20 protein-coding genes are annotated in these 14815 nt (G+C 63.2%); 8 read left to right on the top strand and 12 right to left on the bottom strand.

The genetic code is table 11. The annotated features are described in order from the left end of the window. Window positions 1-86 precede the first annotated feature (86 nt). From argJ to QQL79_RS02615, 4 genes are read left to right on the top strand one after another with little or no spacing between them, the layout of a single operon-like run. Entirely contained in the window at window positions 87-1319 is a 1233-nt protein-coding gene (gene argJ, locus QQL79_RS02600; protein ID WP_284387629.1) for a bifunctional glutamate N-acetyltransferase/amino-acid acetyltransferase ArgJ, read from the top strand. Window positions 1320-1339: 20 nt separating this feature from the next. After that, window positions 1340-2092, top strand: a complete 753-nt coding sequence (locus QQL79_RS02605) for a GNAT family N-acetyltransferase (protein ID WP_284387631.1) — start codon at window positions 1340-1342, stop codon at window positions 2090-2092. Continuing rightward, window positions 2089-2487, top strand: coding sequence for a (deoxy)nucleoside triphosphate pyrophosphohydrolase (locus tag QQL79_RS02610; RefSeq protein ID WP_284387633.1), 399 nt, complete (start codon window positions 2089-2091; stop codon window positions 2485-2487). Before QQL79_RS02605 ends, QQL79_RS02610 begins: the two co-directional genes overlap by 4 nt. Before the next feature lie 21 nt (window positions 2488-2508). Beyond that, a complete protein-coding gene (locus QQL79_RS02615) occupies window positions 2509-2703 on the top strand; it encodes a Flp family type IVb pilin (RefSeq protein WP_284387635.1) in 195 nt (64 codons plus the stop codon). Between the two features lie 15 nt (window positions 2704-2718). Here QQL79_RS02615 and QQL79_RS02620 read toward each other — a convergent pair whose 3' ends face one another. The 4 genes from QQL79_RS02620 to QQL79_RS02635 form a co-directional block, all read right to left on the bottom strand. After that, window positions 2719-4203, bottom strand: coding sequence for a M48 family metalloprotease (locus tag QQL79_RS02620; RefSeq protein ID WP_284387637.1), 1485 nt, complete (start codon window positions 4201-4203; stop codon window positions 2719-2721). Further along, window positions 4200-4922, bottom strand: a complete 723-nt coding sequence (locus QQL79_RS02625; protein WP_284387639.1) for a thermonuclease family protein — start codon at window positions 4920-4922, stop codon at window positions 4200-4202. The genes QQL79_RS02620 and QQL79_RS02625 overlap by 4 nt, the downstream gene beginning before the upstream one ends. A gap of 206 nt (window positions 4923-5128) precedes the next feature. Next, on the bottom strand, window positions 5129-5827 hold the full coding sequence (gene pth, locus QQL79_RS02630) for an aminoacyl-tRNA hydrolase (protein WP_284387641.1): 699 nt from the start codon (window positions 5825-5827) through the stop codon (window positions 5129-5131). Window positions 5828-5902: 75 nt separating this feature from the next. Next, window positions 5903-6535: a 50S ribosomal protein L25/general stress protein Ctc gene (locus QQL79_RS02635; RefSeq protein ID WP_284387643.1), complete on the bottom strand. Its 633-nt coding sequence runs from the start codon at window positions 6533-6535 to the stop codon at window positions 5903-5905. Window positions 6536-6712: 177 nt separating this feature from the next. On the opposite strand from QQL79_RS02635, the gene QQL79_RS22555 reads away from it, so the two are divergent. Both QQL79_RS22555 and QQL79_RS02640 read left to right on the top strand, forming a co-directional pair. After that, window positions 6713-6970: a BrnT family toxin gene (locus QQL79_RS22555; protein ID WP_370461171.1), complete on the top strand. Its 258-nt coding sequence runs from the start codon at window positions 6713-6715 to the stop codon at window positions 6968-6970. A 19-nt stretch (window positions 6971-6989) separates the two neighbouring features. After that, window positions 6990-7244 (top strand): BrnA antitoxin family protein, encoded by a 255-nt coding sequence (locus QQL79_RS02640; RefSeq protein ID WP_284387645.1) that lies wholly within the window; start codon window positions 6990-6992, stop codon window positions 7242-7244. Here the strand turns inward: QQL79_RS02640 and QQL79_RS02645 are convergent. The 8 genes from QQL79_RS02645 to lgt form a co-directional block, all read right to left on the bottom strand. Further along, window positions 7241-8476 (bottom strand): RNA polymerase sigma factor, encoded by a 1236-nt coding sequence (locus QQL79_RS02645; protein ID WP_284387646.1) that lies wholly within the window; start codon window positions 8474-8476, stop codon window positions 7241-7243. The genes QQL79_RS02640 and QQL79_RS02645 overlap by 4 nt on opposite strands. Next, entirely contained in the window at window positions 8476-8826 is a 351-nt protein-coding gene (locus QQL79_RS02650; protein ID WP_284387648.1) for a YciI family protein, read from the bottom strand. The genes QQL79_RS02645 and QQL79_RS02650 overlap by 1 nt, the downstream gene beginning before the upstream one ends. A gap of 9 nt (window positions 8827-8835) precedes the next feature. Then, window positions 8836-9189 carry a YciI family protein gene (locus QQL79_RS02655; protein ID WP_284387649.1) on the bottom strand — a complete coding sequence of 118 codons (354 nt, stop codon included), beginning with the start codon at window positions 9187-9189 and terminating at the stop codon, window positions 8836-8838. Between the two features lie 87 nt (window positions 9190-9276). After that, a complete protein-coding gene (locus tag QQL79_RS02660; RefSeq protein ID WP_284387651.1) occupies window positions 9277-9627 on the bottom strand; it encodes a YciI family protein in 351 nt (116 codons plus the stop codon). Window positions 9628-9840: 213 nt separating this feature from the next. Then, window positions 9841-10773, bottom strand: coding sequence for a ribose-phosphate pyrophosphokinase (locus tag QQL79_RS02665; RefSeq protein WP_284387653.1), 933 nt, complete (start codon window positions 10771-10773; stop codon window positions 9841-9843). Between the two features lie 115 nt (window positions 10774-10888). Continuing rightward, window positions 10889-11656, bottom strand: coding sequence for a peptidoglycan editing factor PgeF (gene pgeF, locus QQL79_RS02670; protein ID WP_284387655.1), 768 nt, complete (start codon window positions 11654-11656; stop codon window positions 10889-10891). Beyond that, window positions 11653-12735: a class I SAM-dependent methyltransferase gene (locus QQL79_RS02675; protein ID WP_284387657.1), complete on the bottom strand. Its 1083-nt coding sequence runs from the start codon at window positions 12733-12735 to the stop codon at window positions 11653-11655. The genes pgeF and QQL79_RS02675 overlap by 4 nt, the downstream gene beginning before the upstream one ends. Continuing rightward, window positions 12735-13553, bottom strand: coding sequence for a prolipoprotein diacylglyceryl transferase (gene lgt / locus QQL79_RS02680; RefSeq protein ID WP_284387659.1), 819 nt, complete (start codon window positions 13551-13553; stop codon window positions 12735-12737). Before lgt ends, QQL79_RS02675 begins: the two co-directional genes overlap by 1 nt. Before the next feature lie 122 nt (window positions 13554-13675). Between lgt and QQL79_RS02685 the strand changes: the two genes are divergently transcribed. Together QQL79_RS02685 and QQL79_RS02690 are read left to right on the top strand one after the other, a co-directional pair. Continuing rightward, on the top strand, window positions 13676-13930 hold the full coding sequence (locus QQL79_RS02685; protein WP_035103542.1) for an accessory factor UbiK family protein: 255 nt from the start codon (window positions 13676-13678) through the stop codon (window positions 13928-13930). 372 nt (window positions 13931-14302) lie between these two features. Beyond that, window positions 14303-14803 (top strand): type III secretion system chaperone family protein, encoded by a 501-nt coding sequence (locus QQL79_RS02690; RefSeq protein WP_284387662.1) that lies wholly within the window; start codon window positions 14303-14305, stop codon window positions 14801-14803. Window positions 14804-14815 lie beyond the last annotated feature (12 nt).

Here is a 14815-nt window from a genome sequence, read left to right on the forward strand (position 1 = left end):
CGCGGACATCCGCAGAGCTGTCTTGCGGACGTCTTGCGTTTGAGGCACACCGGGGGCTGAACTTGCCCCCCAAGAGGACAGCCCAGATGGCCCATCCCGTTTCCCCGCTCGCCCCCAAATCCTATCCGGACCTGCCGGCGATTGCCGGTGTGCGTTTCGCGACGGCGGAGGCCGGGATCAAGTACAAGAACCGGACGGACGTGCTGCTGATGGCGTTCGATGAGGGCACGACGGCCGCAGGCGTTCTGACGCGCTCGAAATGCTCGTCGGCGGCGGTCGACTGGTGCCGGGCCAACCTGCCCGGCGGGCTGGCGCGGGGCCTGGTGGTCAATTCGGGCAATGCCAATGCCTTTACCGGCATCAAGGGGCAAAAGAGCGTCGAGTTGACGGCCGATTATGCGGCCAAGGCGCTGGGCTGCGCGCCGTCGGAGATTTTCCTGGCTTCGACCGGGGTGATCGGGGAGCCGCTCGATGCATCCAAATTTGCGGGCGTGCTGGATAATATGGCTGCCCGTGTCGATGCGGGGCCGTGGATGGAGCCGGCCAAGGCCATCATGACCACTGATACCTTCCCCAAGCTCTCGGGCGCCTTGCTTGAGATCGACGGGGTCGAAGTCAAGATCAACGGCATTGCCAAGGGCAGCGGCATGATTGCGCCTGACATGGCCACCATGCTGAGCTTTGTGGTCACTGACATGCCGATCGCCGCCCCGGTGCTGCAGGCATTGCTGGCGCGACACGTGCAGACCAGCTTCAATGCCATAACGGTCGATAGTGACACCTCCACGTCCGACACATTGCTGGCCTTTGCCACCGGCAAGGCCGGCGTCGAAGCGATTGTCAGCCTCGATGATCCGCGGGCCGAGACCTTCGGGCAGGCGCTGGCCGATGTGCTGTTTGACCTGGCCATTCAGGTGGTGCGCGACGGGGAGGGGGCGACCAAGCAGGTGTCCATCCATGTCGAAGGGGCGACCTCGGACCAGAGCGCCTTCCGCATTGCCAAGGCGATTGCCGACTCGCCCCTCGTCAAGACCGCCATTGCCGGCGAAGACGCCAATTGGGGCCGCGTGGTCATGGCCGTGGGCAAGGCGGGCGAACCGGCCGATCGCGACAGGCTGGCTATTCGCTTCGGCGACCTGCTGGTGGCCAAGGATGGTGAGCGTGCCGCCGTTTACGACGAAGCGGCAACCAGCGCCTATATGAAGGGCGAAGAGCTTGAATTGACGGTGAGCCTGGGGCTCGGCGAGGGCACGGCCAGTGTCTATACCTGCGACCTGACGCATGGTTACATCACCATCAATGGCGACTATCGGAGCTAGGCTCCACGGAAGATCTGACGATGAGCCTGCCGACAGCCCCCGAGATTGAACATGCCTGCCTCAAGGCCTGGCCGGCGCTCGAAGAAGAGCGCTATGGCGCCTGGATCGCGCGCTTTGCCAATGGCTATACCAAGCGCGCCAATTCGGTGCAGAGCCTTGATGTCGATGACGACCAGGATGCGCCCCGGCGGATCGAGGCGGTGGCGCAGGCCTATCGGCAGCGCGGTCTGCGGCCGACATTCCGGGTGACGCCGCTGGTGGGGGCAGGGGTTCTTTCCGCGCTCGACGACAAGGGCTGGGCGTTTTATGAGCCGAGCCTGGTGCTGGCGATGGAATTGCCCAAGCGTGCGCGGCCGGTCGCGGCAACGACGCGATTGTTCGAGGCAGCCGACCCCGAATGGCGGCAGGCCCAGGGGGCGATGGCGGGGTATGGCGAGGCCGAGAGCAGTGCTCTGGCCGGCATTCTGGACAAGATCGCCGTGCCAGCCCGTGGCGTGCTCGTTTATGACGATGCCTATCGACCGGTGGGCGCCGCGCTCGCCATCAATGCGGATGGGATCGCCATTTTCCTCAATGTCGTGGTGGACCCGTCGGCCAGGGGGCAGGGTTATGGCCGGGCCGTGATGCATGCCGCGCTCAATTGGACCAGCCAGTCGGGTGCGGAGCGTTCCGCCATCCAGGTGCTGGGTGACAATGAGACGGCGCAGTCGCTCTACCGCTCACTGGGTTTTGCCGAGGTCTATTCCTATCACTACAGGCGGGCGCCGGAATGAAGCTGCTGCTGGTTGTCGCCTGCGCGCTGGTCGATGTTGACCGCAGAGTGTTGATTGCCCAGCGGCCCGAAGGCAAGGCCATGGCCGGTCTCTGGGAATTTCCCGGCGGGAAGGTCGAGCAGGGCGAGAGTCCCGAGGCGGCATTGATCCGCGAGCTGGAAGAAGAACTGGGCGTCTCGACCAAGACGGCATGCCTGGCGCCGATATCTTTCGCCAGTCATTCTTACGAGAGTTTTCACCTGTTAATGCCACTTTATGTCTGCCGGAAGTGGCAAGGACAGCCGCAAGCCAAGGAACATTCCGCCCTCAAATGGGTGCGACCGCAGGCCCTGCGCGACTATCCGATGCCACCAGCCGACGAACCGCTGATCGCTGCGCTCTGCGATCTTCTATAGCCCGGTTATTCGGGGGTAGGCATGAGGACGGCGCTGTTACAATTTCTCCGGGATGAGACCGGGGCCACGGCGATCGAATATGCCCTGCTGGGTGTATTGGTGGCCGTTGCGCTGGCCGCTTCCTTCGCCGTTCTGGGCGATAGCCTCAGCAGCTTGTTCGGCACTGGCGCCGGCGGACCCGCAGCCATTATCGGTGAGGCGGCCGACACTCTCTGAGGCGGCCGCTCCAGCCTATTGCAGCGCGACGACCTTGTATTTCTGTCCCGGTTGCACTGGATCGCCCGGATAGAGATCGTTGATGATGTAGAACAGGTCCGCGCCGCGATTGAGCCCGGCCATCTGCCGCGCCAGGCTGTCGGCGGTGTCGCCGGCCTTGGCCGTGACGACGCGCACGGCGACCTTGCGGATGGCGCTGAGGTCGCTGCTATCGGTGCGGCGGAAGCTGGCGAGGGTCGTCTGGGCCCCGGCCGAAAAGCGGGCGCTATCGGCCTTGGCGGCGAAAATGAAGCGGTAGACCTGCCCGTCGAGCCGCACCACCGAAACGCGGAAGAACCATTGATCGGTCTGGGCGACGCCCGAGGCCATCTCGATGCCATTGACGGTCTGGGTCGTGACGCTGTCGGTCTTGAGGCCGGCGATCCAGCCGGATTTGAGATAGTCGGCAAGCCCGACATTGGCCTGCACATCGGCGCTGTCGAAACGCACGGCTTCGCCATCGCCGGCCACGCCGACGACTGCGCTCTGCGAATTCTGCAGGGTATAGCCATCGGGCACGCTGAAGGTGAACTTGCTGGCCGAATGGATGAACTTGCGGCCGACGATCGAGCCCTGGGCCGGGCTATCGCCAAAAGTGAGGCCGGCGATGGAATCGAGATAGCCGGCGCGGTCGGTTTCCCCGACCTGGGCCTGGCCGAACATGGTGCGGGCGGTGTCCAGCGCCTTCTGAATACGGGCAGGCGTCGAGGGATGGGAGGAGAGGAAGCCGTCGCTATTGCCGTTCTGGCCGGCCGAGAAGGTGGCGAAACGGCTCATGACGCCCAGGAAGCGGGCGGCAGCCTGCGGGTCGTAACCGGCCTTGCCGGCGAACTTGATGCCTTCCCTGTCGGCTTCGAGTTCCTGTTGCTGACCGAAAGCAGCCATGGACTGCCGTGTGCGGCTGGCGGTGGCGTCGGTCGAGGTATCGCCGCCCAGAACGCCGGTGATGACGCGATCAACGATTGCGGTGGTGCGGGTGCGGTCGGTGCGCGCACGGGCATGGCGCAGGGTAACGTGGGCGATCTCGTGCGCCAGCACGGCGGCCAGCTCGCTGGTATCTGAGGCCAGCGCCAGAATGCCGCGCGTCACATAGATATAGCCGCCGGGCAGGGCGAAGGCATTGACCTCGGAGGTGTCGAGAATGGTCACCTGGAACTGGGCATTGGGCTGATCGGCGGCGGCCAGTAGGCGCCCGACAATGCGCGCCACCATGATCTCGGCAGCGCGATCGGAATAGACCCCGCCATAGGCCGCGATGATGCGCGGATGCTCGCGGCGGCCGATGACCACGTCCTCGGGGTCGGTGCCCTCGGGCACCACGGTCGGCGCGGGAATATCCCCGGTCTGCGTTACGGCGATCTGGGAGCCGGTAAAGCTGGTGCATGCCGATAGCGCCAGCAGCGATACCGCCAGCAAGCCATTGCGCAAACCCTTGTTGATGATGTGCTTGGTGCGCGTCATCGTGCTGCCAGAACCTCGATCTGCTCGGGATGGGTAACCTCGATGCGTGGGCCATCCCGATCGTCGACCCAGCCTCTAATGCGAATGAGCGCCCCTTCTAGGGCTAGTGGATCGAAGCCGTCCGCCGCAAAAAGCTTGAGCGCAGAGGCCTCGATCACGGCGGTGAAATCTTCTTTCCAGAACCGGCCAAAGTTCAGATAGATCCGCCCGCCGGATTGATCGGCAAGCAGGACACGTCCCTCGACTAGCTCATAATGACCCTGCCGATCCAAAAGATCGGCCGGCCGGTCCGCCAGACGAGTGCTGTAATAGGGATCGGCCCAGATGCCAAGCCCAGCCAAGCGCGCACGCCCTTCGGCGGCAAACAGCAGATCGAGGCATTTGCGGTTGTCGGGGAAGGAATAGACGCGGGCAAGGCCCTTGGCCACCATCTGTTGTTGCGCCCAGATTTCGCCATCGGGCCCGTCGACGAAGACATGGGCGAGTGCCCGTTCATAGCGGTCGACCTCTTCGCCGCCATAGCCCAGCCGGACGGGCTTATTGAGCGCCATTGCTTCAAGCGCCGCCTTGGCTTCGGGCGCCAGCGGCCAGGTTTCGAACCCCTCGCGGCCCAGCGGCAGCTTGGGCGCCTGAGTGCCAATCATACGGACGACCAGACCACTATCGAGCACGACGGTATCGCCATCGGTAACTTCGGTCACGATGCCGCCGGGAGCCATGCGCAAATCCTCGCAAGCGAGTGCTGCCGCTGAAACAGACGACAGCGCCGCAATCGCGGCGAGGCTGGCTAGACTAGACTTAAGCAAATCGAACCCCGGAAGATTTCGTTCACCATGCACCCAAATAGGCCAAAAAATCATTACCGGATGATAACTTTAGCCGGTGTGTGGCCGAAAGGTCGCGCAGTTGTGACGCTCGTGCAGTGCTATTCGCCCTTGAACAGTTTCTTGAGCATGGCGGCCATGGGGCCGGTTTCGGGCAGGGCGACCTGCGGCTTGGTGGCGCGCGCCTGACGGATATGGCTCTGGGCCTTGGGGGCGGGTTTGGCCGGGGCCGGGTCGGCCGCGGTGGCCAATGCCAGCTTGTTCATGAAGCCATTGTCGTCGCCCTTGAGCACGAGCCCGATATGTTTGCCAACGCCGTCGAGGAGGGGATCGACCCAGGTCTGATCGGCCTTGGCAAAGTCGCCCAATACGTGGTGGGTGACGAATTCCTTGCCGGGATGGCCGATGCCGAGGCGGACGCGCTTATAATCGACACCGATCTGCGGATCGATGGAGCGCAGGCCATTGTGGCCGCCATTGCCGCCGCCGGTCTTGACCCGGACCTTGCCGGGGGCGAGGTCGAGTTCATCATAGAGCACGATGATGTCGGCTGGCGCGATCTTATAGAACTGGGCGACCTGCTGAATGCTGTCGCCCGAGCGGTTCATGAAGGTCTGCGGCTTGAGGAGCAGCACTTTTTCGCCCTCGATGGTGGCTTCCGCCAGAAGGGCAGAATGCTTGCTCTTCCAGGGGCCGGCATTGTGCTCGCGCGCGACGGCATCGATGGCCATAAAGCCGATATTGTGCCGGTTTTCGGAGTATTGGTTGCCCGGATTACCTAGGCCCACGAGCAGCTTCATCGGAAAAGCTCCTAAAATGGATGAGGCGACCCGAAGGCCGCCCCAATAGTCTGGCATGAACAGACGAAAGGACGATTACTCGGCCTTCGGCTCTTCCTCGCCTTCGCTGGCCTCGGCCTCGCCGCCTTCAGAGGACTTGAGGGCCGACGGGGCAACGATGGTTGCGATGGTCACGTCAGCTTCATGGCTGTGGTCGGTTGCACCGGCCGGCAGCTTGATATTGGAGATATGGACCGCATCGCCGATATCAAGACCGGTCAGATCCACGACCACTTCCTCGGGGATATTGGCCGCATCGACAGTCAGGTCGAGCGTGTGGTGCACGATGTTGAGCGTGCCACCGCGCTTCAGGCCCGGGCTGAGTTCTTCATTGATGAAGTTCACATGCACCTGGACGTTGAGCTTGGCACCCTTGCCGATGCGGAGGAAATCCACATGCATGGCAAAGTCCTTGACCGGATCAAGCTGGTAATCGCGCGGGATCACCTGATGCTTGGTGCCGTCGACGTCCAGCTCGATGACGTGGCTGAGGAAGCCGCCGGCATAGATGGACTTCATCGCGTCCTTGTAAGCGATCGAAATGGTGACGGGGGGCTTCTTGTCACCGTAGATAACAGCGGGAACGAGTCCCTGACGACGCAGTTCACGAGCGGCCCCCTTGCCCACTCCCTCACGCGCCTGTGCCTTGAGCACTTTGGTCGCAGCCATGGAAATATCCATTCTGGGTTGGTGTATGCCGCCACTACAACGACATACGCGCCCGTCCTCCAGGGGTGACGAGCGCTTCATGGCGCGGGCTATAGCTTAAAGGGGAGTTGGGGGCAAGCGTGGCTTGCAGTCGATGAATTATGTAACTACATTATTCAGGCAAGCAAGGGGGCGCGCTTGGAATGGGACGAGGAGAAGTCGGAACGGAACCGCATCACGCGCGGCTTCGGTTTCGAGATTGCGAATGAGTTCAATTGGTCTGCCGCGATCGTCGAGCGAGACGACCGAAAGGACTATGGCGAGATAAGATACAGGGCCTTTGGGTGGGCTTCGGGGTTTCGCCTGTGTATCGCCTTTACGGTTCGTGGGAGTGAGACCCGGATTATCAGTGTGCGACGCGTACACGACAAGGAGGCCAGGAAATATGGCATCTAAGCACAAGCCAGATCCGTTCATGGTCGATTTCGAGACCGCTCCTTTGACGGACGAAGAGATCAAGCGGCTCCGGCCGGCGCGCGAGGTTTTTGTCGAGCTTGGTCTTCCATTGCCCGGCAAACCGGGCCGTCCGCCGACCGGTAATGGCAAGCAGCAGGTGACCCTGCGGCTCGACAACGAGATCGTGGACTTCTTCAAGGCCGATGGTCCGGGTTGGCAGACGCGGCTTAATGAGGAGCTCGCCAATGTTGTGCGGCAGCGCAAGAAGGCTTAGCCGTCCTGCAGTGCCGCGCGTTGGCTAGTCAGATATTGCCGCACGGCTTCGTCGCTTGAAAGGCCGATGGCGAGGGTGAAAGCCTCATGCGCTTCGTCCTTGCGGCCGGCACGGGCGGCGAAATGGGCGCGGGCGGCCCAATAGGGCTGGTAGTCGCTCATGCGCTTGTCATCGGCAATGGTGTCGAGGCTGGCGAGCGCCGCTTCCGGGCCGTCTGCCTGAGCCAGGGCGGCAGCCCGGTTGAGAATGACGACGGGAGAATCGGTGAGACCGAGCAGGATATCGTAGAGCCTGACGACGGTGGGCCAATTGGGCTGTCCGGTGACGCGGCGGGCGATATGGGCCGATTGGATGGCTGCCTCGATCTGGTAGCGGCCGGTGGGACCCGCCCGGCTGGCGGTACGGAGCAGGGCCTCGGCGGCCATGATCTGGGGTTCGTCCCAAAGCTCGACATCCTGCCGCTCCAGCGGGACATAACCGCCCACAGTGTCGCGCCGGGCCGGGCGGCGGGCTTCGGCATAGAGCATCAGGGCGAGCATGCCCTTGGCCTCGGGTTCATCGGGCAATAGCGAAACCACCAGGCGACCGAGCCAGATGGCTTCATCGGCAAGGCGGTCGGCAGCGGTGTCGCCGATCTCAGTCCAGCCCTTGGCATAGGCGGCATAAATGGCTTCAAGCACCGCATCGAGCCGTTCGGGCAGATCCTCGCGTTCGGGAATGGCAAAGGGAATGCCGGCATCCTTGATGCGTGTCTTGGCGCGTACCAGGCGCTGGCCCATAGTGGCGGGCGGGATGAGGAAGGCCGCGGCGATGTCGATGGCGGTGAGGCCCAGAATGGTCTGCAGGATCATCGGCGCACGCATGCCGCGCTCGATGGCCGGATGGGCGCAGGCGAACATCAGCGCGAGGCGCCGGTCGGGAATGGCTTGGGGATTTGCGGCGGCCTCGTCGAGTTCTTCGGCCATGAGCTGGATATGAACCTCTCCGGCAATGCGTGTCTGACGGCGGCGGGCGGCGTCGGTCTGCCGGCGCCGGGCTACGGTGAGCAGCCAGGCATCGGGATTGGCCGGAACGCCGTCCTCTGGCCAGGATTTGAGGGCGCTGGCGAATGCTTCCGCCAGCGCATCTTCGGCGCCTGCGACGTCACGGGTGCGAGCGGCGAGGAAGGCGACGAGACGCCCGTAGCTTTCTCTCGCCACCTGCTCGGCCGCCCGGCTCGCCGCATCGGCCATCAGGGCGCGTTCTGATCGACGATAGGGCGGATTTCGATGGCGCCATATTTGGAGCTGGGGCAGCGCTTGGCCCATTCGATGGCCTGTTCGAGGCCCGGCACGTCGATGAAGAAATAGCCCGCAAGCTGTTCGCGCGTTTCGGCATAGGGGCCGTCGATCACGTCGGTCTTGCCCGCCGTTGTGCGGACAATGGTGCCCCTGTTGCTCTCGGCCAGCCGCTCGCCGCCCGAAAAGCCCTCGCCGGCCTTGCGCAGCGCCTGGTTGAAGGCGGCATATTCCGCCCACAATTCCTGCTGCGGGGCCTTGGACAAGGCGTCGTTATCGTGATGGATGATCATCATAAAGCGCATGTCGAGCCCTCAATCCCGGGTTGGCCAGATGGGGCGCACTTCGATTGTGCCCCATTGTGCGGCGGGGCAGCGGGTGGCCCATTCCATGGCGGCATCCATGTCGGCGGCCTCGATGACATAATAGCCGCCCAATTGCTCCTTGGTTTCGGCATAGGGGCCATCGAACACTTCGGTCTTGCCGTCGCGGATGCGCACGCTGGCGGCGCTCGAGGTGGGGCGCAGGCGTTCGCCTTCCAGCAAGGCGCCGGCCTTGACCAGGGCTTCGTTATAGGCGGCGTATTCGGGGTTCATTCCGGCTTGGTTGACCGGGGTCGCGGCCATCATCGCCTGTTCGTTCCCGTGGATCAGCAGCATGAACTTCATTTTCATCTCCGTTGCTTGGATCGGAGCGGCGCCCCGATGAACCTATGTCGCAGGGAAGAGGCGGGTTTCGACTCTTTGCTAAAAAATCTATCGGCCGGCGTGGAACGGGCGGATTTCGATGGCGCCCCAATTGGCGGCGGGGCAGAGGGCAGCCAGTTCGGTGGCGCGATCCATGCCGGCGGCTTCGATGATGAAATAGCCGCCGAATTGCTCGCGGGTATCGGCATAGGGGCCGTCATGGACCTTGAGTTCGCCCGCTTCGCGGCGGATCGTCTTGGCGTCCCAGGTGGGGGAAAGACCACTGGTCGCGACAAAGGCGCCGGCCTTTTCGAGCGTTTCCTGATAGGCATGCATCTGGCCCATGAAACCGGCCATCTGATCGGGTGGAATGGCGGCGCCGGCGTTTTCGTCGGCATAAAGCATCAGTAAATACTTCATCGCTCGTCTCCTTCCGACGAGCACCATAGCCCGTCTTGGCTATGTCGCGCGAGGGGAGGAGATTTCGACAGTGATGGTGAGAAATGGCTGAGTGGATGTTCAACCCACGACGTCATTCCCGCGAAAGCGAGAGCCTCCGTTTGCTATTTCAGCGAAGAAACAGGGGCTCCCGCTTTCGCGGGAATGACGTCGCGAAAATTGGAGGGCGTGGCCCTAGTCCAGCAGGCTCGATACCGATTGTTCGCTGGCGGTGCGGGCGATGGCTTCGCCGATCAGCGGGGCAATGGTCAGGCGGCGGATATTGGCGGCGGCGCGGGTGAGGTCGGTTTCCTCGATCGAGTCGGTGATCACCAATTCCTTGAGCTTGGAGGCGGCGATGCGCTCGGCGGCGCCGTTGGAGAGCACGCCGTGGGTGATATAGGCCGAAACTTCCTTGGCGCCGGCCTTGAGCAGGGCCTCCGCCGCGTTGACCAGGGTGCCGCCGGAATCGACGATATCGTCGATGAGAATGCAGGCCTGGCCGGACACATCGCCGATAATGTTCATGACTTCGGACACGCCGGCGCGGGGACGGCGCTTGTCGACGATGGCGAGGTCAGCGCCGATGCGCTGGGCGATGGCGCGGGCGCGGGCCACGCCGCCGACATCGGGCGAGACGATCATGACATTGCCCGAACCGTAATGCTCCTGGATGTCGCGGACCATGACCGGCGCGCCATAGAGATTGTCGGTGGGGATGTCGAAGAAGCCCTGGATCTGGGCGGCGTGCAGGTCGAGCGTGATGACGCGATTGACCCCGGCCTCGGTGATGAGATTGGCCACGAGCTTGGCCGAGATGGGCGTGCGCGAGGCCGATTTGCGATCCTGCCTGGCATAGCCGAAATAGGGCAGGACGGCGGTGATGCGGCGGGCCGAGGAGCGGCGCAGCGCATCGGTGATGATCAGCAGCTCCATCAGATTGTCATTGGCCGGGAAGCTGGTGGGCTGGAGCACAAAGACATCTTCGCCGCGCACATTCTCATGCACCTCGACATAGATTTCATTGTCCGCGAAGCGCTTGACCGTACAATCTGTGAGGGGAAGTTCGAGGTAGCTGGCGATGGCTTGCGCGAGAGCACGGTTGGCGTTGCCGGTGACCAGCTTCATGTTGCGATCCTGTCTCAACAGCGCCCGCGAGCAGGGGCGTTCCAGTTTCGCGGGCAGCTTTAGCGAGTCCCAACCGGACTCGCAACGCAACAAATGGATGATGGCTAAATTAGATTCACGTCAGGGCGATGACGGCGATCTGGCGGCCAGTCGTGGTGCCCTGGTGCGTGGCGTGGCGATGGGAGAAGTAGCGGCCGGGATTGCCATAGGTGCAGCCGCCGACCCGGTCGATGGTGCGGATACCTGCCGCGGCCAATTGGTCGGCCACGAAAGCGGGCAGGTTGAAATGTTCGCGACCACCCGTTGGGGTGGTGAAATAATGCGCGCCGCCGGGATGCAAAGCGAGGAAATCGGCCATGAATTGCGGTCCGACTTCGTAATTCGGGGCGGTCACCGTGGGGCCGATGGCGGCGGCGATGCGGGCCGGAACGGCGCCCAGCGCTGTCATGGCGGCCACGGTATTGCCGATGACGCCATCGACGGCGCCCCGCCAGCCGGCATGGGCGGCGCCGACAATGCCGGCCTCGGGATCGGCGAAGAGGATGGGGGTGCAATCGGCGGTGAGGATGCCCAGCGCTATGCCGCGCCGGTTGGTCACGAGGGCATCGGCTTCGATGCGGGGACCGGAATGGGGGCCGGTTATCGTCACGGCCTTATTGGAATGGACCTGTTTGACCAGCGCCAATTGGTGCGGCTCGAAGCCGAGCGTCGCCATGACCATCTTGCGGTTGTCGGCCACGATGGATGGATCATCGCCACCGGCATCGGAGGTATTGAGGCCGGCAAAGATGCCGGTCGACAAGCCGCCCTGGCGGCCGAAAAAGGCATGCCGCACGTCGGGCATGGCGATGAGGCCGGCGCTTTGCTCGTGGGGAACGTTCATTGGGTAAATCCGGGTGGCATCAGGCCGGGGCTGGCGGCGCAGAAGGCCTTGAACAGCTCACCCATCTGGTCCGGCGCGATCAGGCGGGACTTTGCTGCGGCGATATCGGCGGCCGAGCCAGGATTGGCGCCGCTCAGCGCCTTGGCTCGATCGTTGATGCCCAGACGCGTGAGGAACTGGCCCTGGGTCAGCAGGGTATGAACCGCAAGGCCGGCCTTGCGCGCCACAGCGCCGATGGCCTCGAAATCGACATGGGCGGAGAGGTCGGTGTCGCCGGGCGAGGCGAGGACATCGTCATAGGCGTGGCGGCGCACGCCTTGCAGGGTTTCCCCGGTTTGCGTCGTGCCATAGCCGTAGTCGATGGCCAGCAGGACCCCGCCCTGCGTGGAAATGGTGCGGGCCAGCCGGGCGGAGACTTCGCCAGCGGCGAGACCGACTTCAAACACGGCATTGGGTTCGGCATCGGCCACGGCGTCGGGCATGGCCGATTGCGGGATCGGTGTGGGGGAGAGGCCGAAGGCGCGCTTGCCATCGACCAGGCCGACCATGCGCTCGTGCCAGCCCTCGGCACCGCGCACGAATTGGCGGATGGGCAGGGCGTCGTAAAACTCGTTGGCGACGACGAGCAGCGGGCCGTCGCCCACCTTGTCGAAGCCGTCGATCCATTTGGGACCGTAAGGTTCGAGCCGCGCATGCTGCTCGGCGATGAGGGACGGATTGGTCTCGAAGAGGCGGAGATCGAGCGCGTCACGAAAACCTTCGACGCGGCAGGCGACGCGCAGCATGTCGGCCATCAGCGTGCCGCGGCCGGGGCCGAGTTCGAGCAGGGTGAAAGCCTTGGGCGAGCCCATCTGCTGGAAAATATTGGCGAAGAAAAAGCCGATCAGTTCGCCGAACATCTGGGAGATTTCGGGGGCGGTGACGAAGTCACCCCTGGCTCCGAGCGGGTCGGCGCCCTTGTAATAGCCCTGCCGGGGATGGGTCAGCGCCAGGCCCATATAGGTGGCGATCGACATTGGCCCGGTGGCGCGGATCTGCATGTCGATGAGTTCGGGCAGGGTGGGATTGGGCTCAGCCATTAGCGCAGGTCGCTTTGCTTGCGCATGGCGTAGACGATCAGCCCGATGCCGGCCACCAGGATGGGCAGGCTGAGGACCTGGCCCATGGTGAGCCAACCGCCATAGAGATATCCAAGCTGGCTATCGGGCAGGCGCACGAATTCGACGGCGATGCGCGAGAGGGCATAGCCAATGCCGAAAATGCCGGCGACCAGGCCGGGCCGGCGCAGGGCATAAAAGACATGGGTGGCGACGCGAATGACCAGGAAGAGCACGACGCCTTCCAACAGCCCCTCATAGAGCTGGCTGGGATGGCGCGGTGTGCCGAGCGGGTCGGTCGGAAAAATGACGCCCCAGGGCAGGGTGGTCGGGGCACCGTAAAGCTCGGCATTGATGAAATTGGCGATGCGGCCCAGTAGCAGGCCGATGGTGGAAACAGCGCCGATCAGATCGAGCGAACTCAGCCAATTGCCGCCCTTGGAGCGGGTGAAGACGATGGCCGCCAGCATCAGCCCGAGCATGCCGCCATGGAAGGACATGCCGCCATCAAGCGTGTTGAAGACCTGGAGCGGATTGGCCAGGTAATAGGGCAGGTTATAGAAGAGGATATAGCCGACACGGCCGCCCAGCACGATGGCCAGCATGGTCCAGAAGGCGAAGTCCCAGATATCAGCGGCTTTGAAGGGCGGTTCGCCCTTGTGCCAGAGCCTGGTATTGGCCAGCAGCAGATAGCCATAGCCTGCGCCCAGGATTACGCCGAACAGATAGGCCAGCGCATACCAGCGGATGGCGAGCGGGCCGATGGAGAGGGCGATTGGGTCGATATTGGGGAAGGGCAAAAGCGGCTCCTGCGGCAATCGGGCGGACCATTGCCGCTTCGCCTGCTCTGGTCAAGTCGGGATCAAGGGCCTAGATATCAACAAAGAGTGCCCGCGACGGCGGCCAACAATATAGGTGTGCGATGACCCAGAACAGCAAGCTTTTCGACGGTTTGGGCCGGGTGATGAACGAAGCGGCTGGCGTGGCCGACGGCGTGCGGCGGGAAGTGGAGACCGCGGTGAAGTCGCAGGCCCAGCGTTTCGTCGCCGATATGGACCTGGTCAAGCGCGAGGATTTCGATGCGCTGCGCGAGCTGGTTCAGGTGCAGGGCGAGGAGATTGATGCGCTGCGCAAGGAACTGGCGGCGCTCAAGGGCGGCAAGGCCGCCAAGGCCTGATTTTCTTAAGTCACGTCTTCAGCCACAAGGTCATTCCCGCTTTCGCGGGAACCTTGTGGGGGATTGGGCATGCAGCATCTTGGCTGTGCCTGCTGCTCCAAAAAACTGTTCCCTTTCGGGCCGCTTTTCCTGGCGAAAAGCTGGGCCCTGTTAACAGACTGTTAACGTTGACGGGCTGATCATCCACAAGAGATTGCCGTCCTCCTTCTGCCGCGCGTCCCCTGAATCAGTGGGGCGGTGTAGGGTCAAAACATCAGGACGATTCGTAAGCGTAATGCGTTGCGGCCAGTTGCCTGACTACCCCGAAATCGTGCCGGTTCCATTGCGGGCCGCATGCCTCGAACACACGCGCTGCCAGGACGAGAATCGTCAATGTCACTCCTTCAAGTCGAGCCGGATCGCGTCGTCCACCCGGTGGACATCATCGAGCACATCGCCTCGATCAATGACTGGAGTTTCGAACGCCAGGATGCGGACGAGATTTCGATCTCGGTGCGGGGCGGCTGGAGCGACTACCATGTCTCGTTCAACTGGATGGAAGACCTGGAATCGCTGCATATCGCCTGTGCCTTCGATCTCAAGGTGCCCGAGGGGCGGCGCAACGAAATCAAGCAGCTCATTTCGCTGATCAACGAGCAGCTGTGGATCGGCCATTTCGACATCTGGAACAAGGAAGGCGTGGTGCTGTTCCGCAATTCGCACCTGCTGACCGGGGGCGCGGAAGTGTCGCCGCAGCAATGCGAGGCGCTGCTGCGCTCGGCTACCGATAGCTGTGATCTCTATTACCAGGCGTTCCAATTCGTGGTGTGGGCCGGCAAGACGGCGGGCGACGCATTGACCCATGTGATGTTTGAAACGGTTGGCGAGGCGTGAGCACGTCCCTGC

It is taken from the genome of Devosia yakushimensis (assembly GCF_030159855.1).
Lineage (GTDB): Bacteria > Pseudomonadota > Alphaproteobacteria > Rhizobiales > Devosiaceae > Devosia > Devosia yakushimensis.

Coding starts and splice junctions, on each gene's coding strand:
- QQL79_RS02665 (WP_284387653.1), bottom strand. CDS start 10,773: ATGAAGCTGGTCACCGGCAACGCCAACCGTGCTCTCGCGCAAGCCATC.
- argJ (WP_284387629.1), top strand. CDS start 87: ATGGCCCATCCCGTTTCCCCGCTCGCCCCCAAATCCTATCCGGACCTG.
- pgeF (WP_284387655.1), bottom strand. CDS start 11,656: ATGAACGTTCCCCACGAGCAAAGCGCCGGCCTCATCGCCATGCCCGAC.
- QQL79_RS02655 (WP_284387649.1), bottom strand. CDS start 9,189: ATGAAGTTCATGCTGCTGATCCACGGGAACGAACAGGCGATGATGGCC.
- pth (WP_284387641.1), bottom strand. CDS start 5,827: ATGAAGCTGCTCGTGGGCCTAGGTAATCCGGGCAACCAATACTCCGAA.
- QQL79_RS02685 (WP_035103542.1), top strand. CDS start 13,676: ATGACCCAGAACAGCAAGCTTTTCGACGGTTTGGGCCGGGTGATGAAC.
- QQL79_RS02675 (WP_284387657.1), bottom strand. CDS start 12,735: ATGGCTGAGCCCAATCCCACCCTGCCCGAACTCATCGACATGCAGATC.
- QQL79_RS02660 (WP_284387651.1), bottom strand. CDS start 9,627: ATGAAGTATTTACTGATGCTTTATGCCGACGAAAACGCCGGCGCCGCC.
- QQL79_RS02605 (WP_284387631.1), top strand. CDS start 1,340: ATGAGCCTGCCGACAGCCCCCGAGATTGAACATGCCTGCCTCAAGGCC.
- QQL79_RS02690 (WP_284387662.1), top strand. CDS start 14,303: ATGTCACTCCTTCAAGTCGAGCCGGATCGCGTCGTCCACCCGGTGGAC.
- QQL79_RS02625 (WP_284387639.1), bottom strand. CDS start 4,922: ATGGCTCCCGGCGGCATCGTGACCGAAGTTACCGATGGCGATACCGTC.
- QQL79_RS02615 (WP_284387635.1), top strand. CDS start 2,509: ATGAGGACGGCGCTGTTACAATTTCTCCGGGATGAGACCGGGGCCACG.
- QQL79_RS02645 (WP_284387646.1), bottom strand. CDS start 8,476: ATGGCCGATGCGGCGAGCCGGGCGGCCGAGCAGGTGGCGAGAGAAAGC.
- QQL79_RS02610 (WP_284387633.1), top strand. CDS start 2,089: ATGAAGCTGCTGCTGGTTGTCGCCTGCGCGCTGGTCGATGTTGACCGC.
- QQL79_RS02640 (WP_284387645.1), top strand. CDS start 6,990: ATGGTCGATTTCGAGACCGCTCCTTTGACGGACGAAGAGATCAAGCGG.
- QQL79_RS02650 (WP_284387648.1), bottom strand. CDS start 8,826: ATGCGCTTTATGATGATCATCCATCACGATAACGACGCCTTGTCCAAG.
- QQL79_RS02620 (WP_284387637.1), bottom strand. CDS start 4,203: ATGACGCGCACCAAGCACATCATCAACAAGGGTTTGCGCAATGGCTTG.
- QQL79_RS02635 (WP_284387643.1), bottom strand. CDS start 6,535: ATGGCTGCGACCAAAGTGCTCAAGGCACAGGCGCGTGAGGGAGTGGGC.